We start from the raw sequence: 12358 nt of genomic DNA, 5'->3' as shown, positions 1-12358 counted from the left end.
GCCAGGAGGCGCGCGCGGCCTACGCCCGCGCGGCCGAACAATCCACCAGCTATTACGGCCAACTCGCGCGTGCAAAACTCGGCCTGCCGCAGATCGAGCTGAACAGCGCACCGCGCGGCCGCGGCAGCGATCGGCTGGAGATCGTCCGTGCGGTCGCCCTGCTCTACGAAATCGACGCGCGCGAGCTCGCGATCCCGATCTTCGGCGACCTCGGCGACAATGGCGATCCGGAAGCGCTGGCCGGCCTCGGCGAGCTTACCGCGCGCCATGGCGACGCCCGCGGCATGCTGCTGATGGGCAAGGCCGCGCTCAATCGCGGGCTGCCGTTCGATCACTACGCCTATCCGGTCAACGGCATCCCCTCGTTCCGCCAGGTCGGCCCCGAGGTCGAGCAAAGCGTCGTCTACGCGATTGCGCGCCAGGAGAGCGCGTTCAACCCGGCCGTGGTGTCGCCGGCCCAGGCCTATGGGTTGATGCAGGTGACGCCGGACGCCGGACGCTATGTCTGCAAGCGCGCCGGCATCGGCTTCGACCTCAACCGGATGAAGACCGATCCGGTCTACAATGCGACGCTCGGCGCGGCCGAGCTCGGCGGCCTGCTCGAGGACTATCGCGGCTCCTACATCCTGACCTTCGCCGCCTACAATGCCGGTCGCGGCAGCGTGAAGAAGTGGATCGAGCGCTATGGCGATCCGCGCGATCCCAAGGTCGATGCGGTCGACTGGGTCGAACTGATTCCGTTCTCCGAGACCCGAAACTACGTCCAGCGGATCATGGAGAATCTGCAGGTCTATCGGGCCCGCTTCGGCGGCGGCACCAGATTGCAGATCGAGGCCGACCTCCACCGCGGCACCAGCGCGGAATGAGCCGGCGCAAAGGCGGTTTTCAACAGCCTTGCGACGGACCCGACGAGAACTCAACATAACCCGTTGTTATGACTTAAATTTCCAGAATTCGCCCGATCCCGCACGCCCAAATCGGTACTCTATATAGAGCCTCAGCGCCCGCTCCGGGGCGGCCGGCGACCGAGTTGCCACCAAATCACCTTGTCGCAATCTGAATCTGCCGCTTGCGGCTCAGCGTCCTCTCGGGCATATCGGCGCCATTGGAGAGGTGGCCGAGTGGCTGAAGGCAACGCTTTGCTAAAGCGTCATACGGTCTCAAGCTGTATCGAGGGTTCGAATCCCTCCCTCTCCGCCATATCCCCTTGATATAGCTGACACATTTTGCGCATCGCCCTCCATGACGCACAAATCAACGCACCAGGCCGTTTTGCGACGGTGCGTTGCTGGCAGGCGAGCCGCGCGATCAAAGGGAGGCCTCTGAAGATGGAGGCCAATCGTGCTCAAACCGAACAGAGCGTTCAAAATATAGAGAAGGTCAGGCGCCGCTAGACGGGAGCTGACCATTCGTCGGCGCACCTAGAACTTTCGTCCGTCAGATTCCATTTTCTTGCATTCCCCGCTGACCGTAAGGGATTTTCCACCCGAGGACAGGGTCTTGGTAGCTTTGCCCGACTGTCGGGAAATCATGATCGAAAGCGAAGCTGCCTGCTCTTTTCCATCGATCGTAATGTTTGTCGGGCCATCGAAGGAGAAGGAATCCTTGTCCAATCTCCAGCCTCTTGCCATGTCGATGTAGTATTGGACGATCGACGCGGCCATGTTCCAACCATCAGTTGAAGCGGTTGGAAAATCGCACTCCAGTGCCGGGACCTGAGTTTGCGCGCGCCCCTCCAGAGGAAACGCGGCTAAGGCAATAAGTGACAGAAGCCCATTTCGTATGACTTGCACGTCTACACTCCTGAAGCTCCCCTACGGGCGCCCCTGCAACATACCGCGGGTGAGCGCTCACCAAAGACGGAATACTTCCAAGGGTGCCGCGAATTTCCGACACGGCGAGGCCCCAAAGAAAGGCCCCCGGCGCTCCCTGGGGCCCGCTCAAGGCACAGTGGAGGTGTCGAATAAGGGCGATCGCTGACAGCAAGCTCGGCCTGGACCGGCATTCACCTCCGCGTGAATGAAACATCATTTTCAGCGCCTCGAAGCGAGCGCGCAACAAACCGCGCCCAACCTCGCTCCATTGTCTTCTTCACCTGAACATTTCCGGAGTAAGGCCATGCAGCACGACAATGGCATTCAATTCCAGGATCTCGACCAGGTTTTGCGAAACGCCCAGCTTCGTCGCTCCGCCGACCTGAGACCTTGGCTAGGGCCGCGCTTCGCATCCAAAGCAGGCAGGCTCGTCATCGCAACTTCAGTGGCTTGCATGGTCGTTGTGCTGGCGATGGTTGCTGCCCCACGGCCGGTCTCGAGCGCTCCGCTTGGCAGCGGGTGGCAATGCAGCAAGGCGGCGTTTGTGTTCACGACCTGTCGTCAAGCCGAACCTGGGCGCTCCTAGCGAGGTCATTTGGCTGGCGAAACCGTTTGCCCGGCGAAACGTAGCTGGAACGCCGGCCTATTTCTTCCATTTTGGTGCTACGGGCCGGCTGGGGCCGTTCGGTCTTTCCCAGTCACGAACGGCCTCACTCTTGAGCCCTATCCATGAACTGCGTTGTCAGCTTCCCCCCGGCTTGATTATTTGGCATCACCAAGAGATCGAGAGGCCGCCCCGAGGCCATCCGTCGGGTGGTCGGTGATCGGGCTGATGGCGACGACATAAAATGAATGGCCCAAGCCGCGGTCTCAGGATAGCGATCTGCTTCGCACTGGCATTCATTCTGCCTGCTGCTCAGACGCCCCCAGCGGCGCATTCGCGGGACGAATGGCGTGTGATCGACAAGCAATGTCGCGATGTCTCGCCTGTGCAGGCAAAGATACGGGCGTGCCTCAGCCTGCTGAACGATCGACGGCTCTCGACCGCCTATCTTGCTCCGATCAACGGCGAAATATCGAGCACGTTCCAAAGCTTGCGGGACTACGACAACGCCATAAAATACAAGAAGATCGAAATCGACCGCGCGAACACCGCGGTGGAGCAACCTTCTCGCTCGATCGAACCACTTCCAGCAAGTCTTGGCGCGATGTCTCTGCGTTACATGGAGCTCGGGACACTCCAGGCGCTCAACCGCCTCACCAACTTCGACAGTCAATCGGATGAAGCACGCCGGGGCGCCACAGAGGAGCAAAACAACTACAATCTGGCGCTTTCATACAACCCGATGAACTACAGGGCATATCGATACCGGGCTGAAATTCGCAGCCTGTTCTGCGATAGCGCGTCCGCCGCTCTGGACATAGAGGCGGCGGTCAGGTTTGCCGAACAGGCTGGAGATCAGGACGCCGCTCGCGACTACAAGCGCGTCACGCTAAGTGCCTGCATCCCGGCGTGGCGGCGGGACTAGTCTGAGGCCCATCAGACTGTCGTCCCCGGCGGCATACCCCCGCCACACCGCCCCGACCGTACTCTTACGGACCCGAGACTGGCAGGCAACTTGCGACGCATCCGCGAATAGTTCGGCGCCAGCGGTTCTCGGTGTGCCGAACTCAGGCATTCGGAGCACGCAAATGAACATGCATCATCGTTTTGAGACAGCCCGCGGACGCACCGGACGAGAGTCGACGATCAGCAAGATGCTGTCCGATCTTGTCCTGGCCTGCCAGCAGATCGAAGCCGACATCGTGACCGAAGAAGAGCGCGCAGGAATTCATGACCGATCGGACGCAAGGTATCCGATATTGGCAAGGTCGCTCAATGAGCGGTACGCCAATCTCAAAGGGACGATCGCCACACTCGAAAAGCGTGTCACCGGGTAATCCCGGCACAAGGTGCTCACCCACGCGGCATAGTTTTGAAATCACACGCTCAGAAGCAAAGGGGCCCGCTGGAAGCAGGCCCCTGGCATCTTACTGGATCCCGATGCACTGCCGCTTGCCGTCGTTGGGGCAGTAGAAGCAGGCTTTCGAGGAGCACCCCGACAGGTCTCCGGCCTTGTTCAGCGTGTAGTTGCAGCCTGCGGTTCGGTCGCACGCCTTGACGACTGCCCCAATGGGGGCGGCGGACGCCGACTGACCGAACGTGAACAGAGCAATCGCAGTTGCAACGGCGAAGCTCACTGTAATTGAACGCATGACTTACCTCCTCTGCATCTCGGCCGACGCACCATTGCATCGCCTTGGCCGGAACTCTCGCCGAACGGTTCCGGAAGTGATGTGAGGCGGGTCACTCAGGCTCGCGGCCGCCGCCCTGAGGTGATAGAGCGTCGGCGCGCCGCTGTTAGCCGCTGCCGCGGGTGGAGGGATCCAGGTTTCGATTCTCACCCGGCGGGATCGGCCCGAAGCCTGGATACCTGTACCAGCCTGGAGGGGCGACCTGCTCGATCGGACTGATGATGAGGTGCTGCCGCACGCGCCGGTGATGCCCCGTTGCGGCCTCGGCAGCCGCACTCCACAGGATCACGAGAGACAACGCCAAGGCCAGGGAAATAGGTAAAGAAATAGGTAAGGAAACACGCAAGGCAGCACACATCGCGATCACTCCGTTTCACCGAACAAGTGATCGCCGACCGTAGCCCCCTATTCCGCCCTGGCCTCGCACATGCGATCAAAACAGCGAGATCGCCAACCTTGCCCTGCGCCTTATCGCGCGTCGCACGCGGTCTTCAGCGGCCGCGGAAAGGCCTGCGCGCAGGCGACGCCGAGCAGCGCGAGGCCGCCGCCGACGACGTGGAATGACCGCACCGGCTCGCCCAGCATCACGATCGCGGCTGCGGCCGTCAGCACCGGCAGCAGGTTCATGAAGATCGCGCAGCGGTTTGGGCCGAGCAGTGCGACGCCGCGGATCCAGAGGAACGGCAGCACGACCGACGCCAGTGCCCCGGCATAGACGATCAGCGGCAAGGTTGCGGCGTTGACCTGGCGCAGGGGCGCCGGTGTCGCGAGGAACGCCGGAAACATCACGGCCAGCGCACACAGCGCCTGCATATAGGTCGACTGCCATCCGCTGATCGGCAGAGCCCAGCGCTTCAGGAGCACGCCGTACATCGCATAGACGATCGCGGCGAGCAGCATCAGTGCGTCGCCCGCATGCACGCCGTTCTGCAACAGCGACGACAACTCGCCGCCGCTGACGAGATAGACGAGGCCCGCAAACGACAGCGGCGCGCCGCTAATCACGCCAAGGGTCGGTCGTTCGCCGAGCAGTGCGGCGCTGAGCGCGACCGTCAATAGCGGCGTCAGCGCGGTGAAGACGGCCATGTTGGTCGCGGTGGTGGTTTCGGCCGCGAGATACGACAGGCTCTGGAACAGGCACATCGCAAGGAAGCCGAGGATCGCAAGCGGACCGAGATGCGGCCAGATCGCGCGGCGATTGCGCCAGGCGGCCGGCGCCACGAACGGCGACATCAGGAGCACTGCGACCAGCAGGCGATAGAAGGTGATCGCCTGCGGACCGATGGTGTGCGCCGAGAGGCGGGAGACGATGACGTTGCCGGCCCACAGCACGATGGCAACGAAGGGGTAGAGAAGTGCAGCATTCTTCTTGAGCATGATTTGGCAATGCGTTGGTGAAGGATCCACCAGCAACTACCTGTCGCGCCGAGGTCCGTCTCACGCTAGAATGACCTCACCTAGCGAAATTGGGACATGCGAGCTTAAGACGTGTTGGACGAGTTGATCACACGGCACCTCGACTATCACGCCACGGCGCGGCCGATGGCGGCGATGGAGATCGACTATCCGAGCGGCGCGTCGACCGGCCGGCACGCGCATCCGCGCGGGCAATTGCTCTACGCCATCGAAGGCGTGATGATCGTGCGCTGCGCCGAGGGAACCTGGGTGGTGCCGCCCAATCGCGCGGTGTGGCTGGTGGCCGATCTCGAACACGAGGTCCGCATGTGCGGCGCGGTCAAGATCCGCACGGTGTTCGTGGATACCGACGCGGCGCCCAATCTGCCGCAGACCAGCTGCGTGTTCACGGTCTCGCCGCTGCTGCGCGAATTGTTCGTCGCCGCGATGGCTGTCCCGCTGGACTATGCGCCCGCGACCTCGGACGAGCGCCTGATGCGCGTACTGCTCGACCAGCTCCGCGAAATCGATGTGCTGCCGCTGCATCTGCCGATGCCGCGCGACGAAAGGCTCGCTCGGATCTGCGCGGCGCTGGTGAGCCGCCCGGACGATGCCTCGACCGCCGAGCAGTGGGCGTACCGCTTGAAGCTGACGTCGAAGACGATCCATCGCCTGTTCGCCAAGGAGACCGGCATGACCTTCGGCGAATGGCGTCAGCAGGCCCGTCTGCTGTTTGCGCTCGAACGGCTCGCGCAGGGTGCGCGCGTGGTCGATGTCGCGCTCGATGCCGGCTATGCCAGCCAGAGCGCCTTCGCCGCGATGTTCCGCAAGCATTTCGGCGTGCCGCCCAACGCGTTCTATCGATAGGCCGTCGCGGCCAGACTAACGCTCCGCAGGCATCATCTGCGCCAGCGGCCCCAGGATCCATTCCCTGAACGCTGCGATCTTCGGAAGCCCCTGCCGGTTGTCGGGACAGACGAGATAGTACGCGAACTCCTCCAGATGCGATGTCTCCAGCAGTTGGATCAGCTCGCCGGCTTCGAGCTCGTTCGCGACCATTGCCGCCGGCAGCAGGCCTGCGCCCTGCCCGGTCAGCACGGCCTTCAAGAGCAGACCACTGTCGTCGAACGAGGGTCCCCGCGGCGTGCGAACCTCCGCGATGCCATTGGCCTGAAACCACAGGCTCCAGCCTTTGCGATCGGCATCATGCACCTGCGGCCAGCCCGCGAGCTCGCCGGGCGACGCCGGCCGCCCGAGACGCGCCACCAGCGACGGCGCTGCGACCACCACCATCTCGACCGTGACGACGCGGTCGCTGCGCAGCCCCGGGTAGCGGCCAAGCCCGTGGCGCACCGCGACGTCGACGCCGCTGCGCGAGAAATCGACCACCGTGTTGCTGGTCACGATCTGCAAATCGATCTCTGGATGGCTGTTCTGAAACGACGCCATGCGCGGCACCAGCCAGGCCGACGCAAAGAACGGCGTGACACTCACCGTCAACGTGCCGACATCAACAGATGCAGCGACGCGGCGCGAAGCATCGGCGATCTGGCGAAACGCATTGCGGATCGACGGCAGATAGTCGCGCCCGGCGTCGGTGAGATAGATGCCGCGCGGCACCCGCTCGAACAGCTTGATGCCGAGATGGGCCTCCAGCGTCTTGAGCATCTGGCTGACCGCGCCCGGCGTCACGCACAGCTCCTCGGCCGCGAGCTTCACCGAGAGGTGGCGGGCGGCGGATTCGAACGCCTTGAGCGCGTTCAGGGGTGGAAGCTTGCTTTCCATGATTTAGATTTTCTAAGCCAAGATGCCCAGCAAATCTGGTTTGTCAATCGGACGTTCTGCGCGCTCTATCAGCCTATATTAATGCTGAAGGCGACGTCAACGCAGGGAATCCCGAGCCAGTAAAGTTAGATTTTCTAATCTTCACTGCGGTTCACGGTGGCGAGCTTTCGGTTCCCCCATGGAGCCCACGACATGACCGAGGTCCCAAATAAACTCGCCCTGCACGAGGTCCGCGCAGGAGGCGATACCGGCCAACTCGCCGACCGCATCAACGCGTCGCAAGCCGGCAGCCTGCCCGGCCTGCTGGAGTTTCAATGGCTCGAGGCCGGACGCGGCTACATCAGCGGCCGCTTCGAGATTGCCGCAAGGCACTTCTCACCGCACGGGCTGCTGCACGGCGCAAGCATTGTCGCGTTGGCCGATACCGCGTGCGGGTTCGGCTGCCTCGCGTCCTTGCCGGACGGCGCAATCGGCTTCGCCACCGGAGAGTTGAAGACGAATTTCATCGGCGCCGCGCGCGCAGGCGGCGTCAGTTGCGAGGCGCGCCTCGTTCATGCCGGGCGTACGACCCAGGTGTGGGATGCCGAGATCCGCAGCGAGACGACCGGCAAGACCATCGCGCTGTTTCGCTGCACGCAGATGCTGCTCTATCCGCCGGCCACGGCCAGCGATCGCACCACGCCAGCAGAACGAACAGGAGAACGATCGTGAGGAACGCCGCCATGCACGCCGGTTATCAGAGAGCAAAGCCGTTCTACGGCTGGTATGTCGTCGCCGCAGCCTTCGTCGTGACGTTCATCGGCTTCGGCAGCGCCTACACGTTCTCGTCCTTTGTCGAGTCGCTGCAGCGGGAGTTCGGCGCCTCGCGCGGCTCGGTGTCGCTGGTGTTCTCCTTCGCCGGCTTCCTGTATTTCGGTCTCGGCATCGTCTCCGGCCCGCTTGCCGATCGCTGGGGCGCACGCAGGCTTGCTTGCCTAGGAATGGCGCTGGTCGGTCTCGGTATGATGCTGGCGGGACAGGCACGGACCATCCTTCAGGTCTATGCCGCCTACAGCATCGGCATCGGCGCCGGCGTCGGTTGCGCCTATGTCCCGACACTGGGCGCCGTGCAACGCTGGTTCGTCCGGCGGCGCGGTTTTGCGTCGGGCCTCGCCGTCAGCGGGATCGGGGTCGGCACGCTGGTGATGCCGCCGCTCGCGACCTGGCTGATCACGAGCCTCGGTTGGCGCGATGCCTATGTCGTGCTGGGCGTCGTCGCCGCAGTCGCGGGCATCGGCGCATCGCTCCTGATCGCTGACGATCCGCGCCGCTACGGCACCGGACCGGACGGAGATCCGTTTGAAGCCGTCTCGGGCGCGCCGCTGCGCCAGGGCGTCTCGATCGGCGGCGCGGTCAAGACCGCCCGCTTCGGCGGGCTCTATGCGGCCTGCCTGATCAGCGCGTTCGGGGTGTTCGTGCCCTTCGTGCATCTGGTGCCCTTTGCCGTCGATCGTCAGGTGGCGCCGACGCTTGCCGTGCTGCTGCTCGGGATGATCGGCGTCGGCAGCACCGCCGGCCGCTTCTTCCTCGGCGGCATCGCCGACCGGGTCGGCCGCGATGCATTTCTGGTCGCGATGTATGTCGGTATGGCCGTCTCGCTGGCGATCTGGGCGATCGCCGGCAGCTTCTGGTCGCTCGCGGTCTTCGCGCTGCTGTTCGGCGTGTTCTACGGCGGCTGGGTTGCGATCCTGCCCGCCGTGGTCACCGACCATTTCGGCGGCCGCAACGTCGGCGGCATCATCGGCATCCTCTACACCAGCGTCGCCTTTGGTACGCTGCTGGGCCCAAGCGCCGCCGGTTTCGCCTACGACATCAGCCACAGCTACTTCATTCCGGTCGCGATCAGCGCCGCCGCCAACCTCGTCGCCGCCCTCATCGCGATGGCGACGATGCGAACGGCCTCGCCGATCGCATCGGTGGCGCAGCGTTGATGCCCCTGTGACGGCCGGTGATCCGCCGTGCTATGCCGGCGGATCACCCTGCTCTATCGGCTCGACCTCAGTGCTCACTCGCTTCGCCATGACCAATGCCTGGAACTATCGGCGAGCAGACCGTGACGACATCGTCGAGCTGGCATCGTGGCGCGGTGCCGGCTCGCTCGGCCTCAGGCCGCACTTCCATGATGAGAGCCAGATCGTGCTGGTGCTGTCGGGGTCACGCACGTTTCGTATCGATGGCGCGACCATCACCGTACCGGCGGCCCATGCCGCGCTCATTCCGGCGGGAATGCTGCATGCGCCGATGCCGACCCAGGACCAGGAGACGGTCTGCCTGAACGCCTATGTTCCGGCGAGCCGCGCTCCCTCGTCGCTCCGGATCATCAGGATCGGGGCTCGTTGGCGGAGCGTGGACGAGATATCGCCCGAGCATATCCTCGAGATCGCCGACGACACCCTGTCGCACGAGCCGTCCCGCTCGACCGGACCAATCGACAGCACAAAGCTCAGCGTCGCGCTGACGGACAGCCTGAAACCAATCGGCGAGATCGCCGCAGGCTTCGGGCGCAGCCGCGAAGGGTTCAGCCGCATCGTGAAACGCGAGCTCGGCGTCGCGCCGCATGGCTTCCGGCTGCTGGCCCGGCTCAATCTTGCCCGAAAACTGCTCCGCGACGGCGAGCCGATCGCGGCGGTCGCGGCCGATGCGGGCTTCTCCGACCAGAGCCACCTCACCCGCCTGTTCCGCCGTACCTTTGGGACGACGCCGGGCCTCTACTGGCGCGATTGAAGCAATGTCACAGACGTTCCAGACCGGCCGGCACTCCCCCAGCTAGCCTGCTCACCCTGCAACAGGGTGAAGCATGGATGCCCAGATAGGACTTCTGCTGCTCGGGGCTGGCGTCGCGGGCGGCATCATCAACGCGTTGGCAGGCGGCGCGACGCTCGTCACCTTTCCGGCGATGCTTGCTGCAGGCTTGCCGCCGGTCATCGCCAATGCGTCCAATGCAGTGGCGATCTCGCCAGGACATTTGATCGCAGCGCTCGCCGATCGCGCCAAGCTGCCGCCGCCGACGCGGCGCACGATCAGCTTCGTCGCCGTCTCCACCCTTGGCGGCGCGGTCGGCGCCGGCGTCCTGTTGCTGCTTCCCGAACGATTGTTCGTCCTGCCGGTGCCGGCCCTGATCGCATTCGCAACGCTGCTGTTCGCCTTTGCGCCGCGGATCCAGAGCAGGACCATCGCCCGTCGGGACGCCGCGGCGCTGCCCTCGACCGTTGCAGGCAGCGCCGTGCTGGGACTGACGTGTGTCTATGGAGGCTTCTTCGGCGCCGGGCTCGGCGTCATCCTGACCGCGGTGCTGTCGATCACGGAGCCCAATGACATCAGGGCGGTCAAGGCGTTGAAGAACCTGCTCGCGACCTGCGTGTCGCTCGCCGCCACATTGATCTTCATCGTACAGGGAGCGGTGCGGTGGCCGGAGACTTCAGTGATGCTGGTCGGCGCCATGGTCGGCGGCTATGCGGGAGGCTACCTGATCCGGATCCTTCCCGCCCACATCGTCAGGCAGTTCGTGATCATGGCCGGAGCCGTCATGACCGTGATCTACGCGGCGCGATACTGGTTCTAGACGGAGCGAGGGAGCCGAGGCTCCCAGCTCGATATTGGCAGCTGGCTTAGTGCGTCGTCATCCAGGCGCGGGCTTCGCGCTGGGCGGCCGCGATCTCGACCTCGGACATCTGCTCGGCGACTTCGCGACGGTGCGCGATCGCATCGGTACGTCCCTTGAGCGCCGCCAGGTTGAACCATTTGTGCGCCGCGACGAGGTTGACCACACCGGAGCGGCCACTCGCCCAATACATGCCACGCTCGAACAGCACGTCCTGGATCGCAGTCGCAGCAACCGGGACAGCGCTTTCCTGATCGATGACCCCCTGAAACATTGTCGTCATTCCCCTTTTTGTTGTTGGCCGCCCTCCCCCGAGCGCGGCCCCCGTCCACTGTTGAACTACCCTGTCTTGGCTGCGCTGATCCCGGGGGATCATGCGCTTGCCGTTTGCCGGCTTGTTGGGATGATCATGGCCCATCAAATTTGAAGAGCGGTTTAAGTATCGCGATGAACGGGATGTAAACCGGCGCCTCCGGCGGCGCTGCCCAGAATCACAGAAGTGCCTGTGCCGCAGGCACTTCCATGCATTCGTGAACGCCGGTTTACCCTGGTGTTTCGGACAACGATAACCATGGCGGACAATGGCCGCTTGCGCCGGCCGGTCTCGGCAGGCGGTCAGCTTCGAAACTGCTGGATGGGTGGCACGTCCGGTGGCTCATCGCGCGGCCGGCTGCACAGACGAATGCAGCGCGAGGCCGCAAAGCCAAGCGTCAGTCCAGAACTGGAATGGGGAAAATGGTTACCGGGGCGCGCGCTGCGCAGGCCGCCGGAACGAGGGGGTCGGCGAACACGTCAGGACCAGATTTCAGCTCGGCATTCTCGCCGGTGAAATTGCGGAACCGAGCGGGCTCCGCACCGAACGAAGAAATCTCTGTTTCTTCTGCCGGACCGGTTTTGGGAAGGTTGCCCTCTCCGAAATTCGATCCAGCCGTTTGACCTGATGTCTCGCCGACACCCTCTTTCGTCAGCCAGAGCCTTGGGGTGGGATGTGCCTCTCAGCAGTCCGTCCGCTGGCTCCCGCGACGTGCCGGCGTCAAGCCGCCGGCAATCCTCTCAAGGCGAGAGGCTTACTTCTTCTTGGCGACCTTGCGGGTCTTCTTCGCAGTCTTCTTCACTGCGCTCTTGGCCTTCTTCGCCTTCTTCGCCTTCTTTGCCTTCTTAGCCATGTTGCCCTCCAGTATGTGAGATGGCTCTCTAGTTCGCTGCGTGCACTCGGGAATCGATATGCACTGCTTCCCGAATACACCAACAGACCGAAAAAAACAGTGTCCCGCTTAAGGAAGTGTTGACGCAGCGATGGCAGTGCGCACAGCGCGCGTCGCCGTTCAAATCGACGATTCATTCGCGCGACGATGCGAGAAGTGCAACAGCGGCCGACATCGGCATTTGTCAACGTTGCAGGAAATGCCTTGTATTGTAGGCTTTTCAT

General features: G+C 63.6%; 13 protein-coding genes and 1 tRNA gene. 9 read left to right on the top strand and 5 right to left on the bottom strand.

The window, feature by feature from the left end; genetic code table 11:
* On the top strand, positions 1–866 hold an 866-nt coding region (locus H8A92_RS13505), incomplete at its 5' end, for a lytic transglycosylase domain-containing protein (protein WP_229196275.1).
* 241 nt (positions 867–1107) lie between these two features.
* Positions 1108–1200, top strand: a tRNA-Ser gene (locus tag H8A92_RS13500).
* 221 nt (positions 1201–1421) lie between these two features.
* Here the strand turns inward: H8A92_RS13500 and H8A92_RS13495 are convergent.
* A complete protein-coding gene (locus H8A92_RS13495; protein ID WP_229196274.1) occupies positions 1422–1793 on the bottom strand; it encodes a hypothetical protein in 372 nt (123 codons plus the stop codon).
* 977 nt (positions 1794–2770) lie between these two features.
* Here H8A92_RS13495 and H8A92_RS13490 point away from each other — a divergent pair.
* Complete coding sequence (locus tag H8A92_RS13490) at positions 2771–3343, top strand: hypothetical protein (RefSeq protein ID WP_229196273.1); 573 nt, start codon at positions 2771–2773, stop codon at positions 3341–3343.
* A 163-nt stretch (positions 3344–3506) separates the two neighbouring features.
* Entirely contained in the window at positions 3507–3755 is a 249-nt protein-coding gene (locus tag H8A92_RS13485; protein ID WP_229196272.1) for a hypothetical protein, read from the top strand.
* Positions 3756–3845: 90 nt separating this feature from the next.
* On the opposite strand, the gene H8A92_RS13480 is transcribed toward H8A92_RS13485, so the two are convergent.
* Together H8A92_RS13480 and H8A92_RS13475 are read right to left on the bottom strand one after the other, a co-directional pair.
* Entirely contained in the window at positions 3846–4070 is a 225-nt protein-coding gene (locus tag H8A92_RS13480; RefSeq protein WP_163149774.1) for a hypothetical protein, read from the bottom strand.
* Between the two features lie 507 nt (positions 4071–4577).
* Complete coding sequence (locus tag H8A92_RS13475; protein ID WP_229196271.1) at positions 4578–5486, bottom strand: DMT family transporter; 909 nt, start codon at positions 5484–5486, stop codon at positions 4578–4580.
* Positions 5487–5600: 114 nt separating this feature from the next.
* On the opposite strand from H8A92_RS13475, the gene H8A92_RS13470 reads away from it, so the two are divergent.
* A complete protein-coding gene (locus tag H8A92_RS13470) occupies positions 5601–6371 on the top strand; it encodes an AraC family transcriptional regulator (RefSeq protein WP_229196270.1) in 771 nt (256 codons plus the stop codon).
* A 15-nt stretch (positions 6372–6386) separates the two neighbouring features.
* On the opposite strand, the gene gcvA is transcribed toward H8A92_RS13470, so the two are convergent.
* Complete coding sequence (gcvA, locus tag H8A92_RS13465; RefSeq protein WP_229196269.1) at positions 6387–7289, bottom strand: transcriptional regulator GcvA; 903 nt, start codon at positions 7287–7289, stop codon at positions 6387–6389.
* A gap of 156 nt (positions 7290–7445) precedes the next feature.
* Between gcvA and H8A92_RS13460 the strand changes: the two genes are divergently transcribed.
* The 4 genes from H8A92_RS13460 to H8A92_RS13445 all read left to right on the top strand — a co-directional run bounded on the left by H8A92_RS13460 (position 7446) and on the right by H8A92_RS13445 (position 10890).
* Positions 7446–8000, top strand: coding sequence for a PaaI family thioesterase (locus H8A92_RS13460; RefSeq protein ID WP_229196268.1), 555 nt, complete (start codon positions 7446–7448; stop codon positions 7998–8000).
* An 11-nt stretch (positions 8001–8011) separates the two neighbouring features.
* Positions 8012–9259 (top strand): MFS transporter, encoded by a 1248-nt coding sequence (locus H8A92_RS13455; RefSeq protein WP_229196278.1) that lies wholly within the window; start codon positions 8012–8014, stop codon positions 9257–9259.
* A 70-nt stretch (positions 9260–9329) separates the two neighbouring features.
* Positions 9330–10052 (top strand): helix-turn-helix domain-containing protein, encoded by a 723-nt coding sequence (locus H8A92_RS13450; RefSeq protein ID WP_229196267.1) that lies wholly within the window; start codon positions 9330–9332, stop codon positions 10050–10052.
* 73 nt (positions 10053–10125) lie between these two features.
* Positions 10126–10890, top strand: coding sequence for a sulfite exporter TauE/SafE family protein (locus H8A92_RS13445; RefSeq protein WP_229196266.1), 765 nt, complete (start codon positions 10126–10128; stop codon positions 10888–10890).
* Positions 10891–10936: 46 nt separating this feature from the next.
* On the opposite strand, the gene H8A92_RS13440 is transcribed toward H8A92_RS13445, so the two are convergent.
* Entirely contained in the window at positions 10937–11203 is a 267-nt protein-coding gene (locus H8A92_RS13440; RefSeq protein ID WP_163149904.1) for a hypothetical protein, read from the bottom strand.
* Positions 11204–12358 lie beyond the last annotated feature (1155 nt).

This window comes from Bradyrhizobium acaciae (assembly GCF_020889785.1).
GTDB classification, from domain to species: Bacteria; Pseudomonadota; Alphaproteobacteria; order Rhizobiales; family Xanthobacteraceae; genus Bradyrhizobium; species Bradyrhizobium acaciae.
Note: the sequence above shows the minus strand (reverse complement) of the source record. Positions and strands in the feature narration are given on the sequence as shown.

Coding starts and splice junctions, on each gene's coding strand:
- H8A92_RS13485 (WP_229196272.1), top strand. CDS start 3,507: ATGAACATGCATCATCGTTTTGAGACAGCCCGCGGACGCACCGGACGA.
- H8A92_RS13480 (WP_163149774.1), bottom strand. CDS start 4,070: ATGCGTTCAATTACAGTGAGCTTCGCCGTTGCAACTGCGATTGCTCTG.
- H8A92_RS13475 (WP_229196271.1), bottom strand. CDS start 5,486: ATGCTCAAGAAGAATGCTGCACTTCTCTACCCCTTCGTTGCCATCGTG.
- gcvA (WP_229196269.1), bottom strand. CDS start 7,289: ATGGAAAGCAAGCTTCCACCCCTGAACGCGCTCAAGGCGTTCGAATCC.
- H8A92_RS13455 (WP_229196278.1), top strand. CDS start 8,012: ATGCACGCCGGTTATCAGAGAGCAAAGCCGTTCTACGGCTGGTATGTC.
- H8A92_RS13445 (WP_229196266.1), top strand. CDS start 10,126: ATGGATGCCCAGATAGGACTTCTGCTGCTCGGGGCTGGCGTCGCGGGC.
- H8A92_RS13440 (WP_163149904.1), bottom strand. CDS start 11,203: ATGTTTCAGGGGGTCATCGATCAGGAAAGCGCTGTCCCGGTTGCTGCG.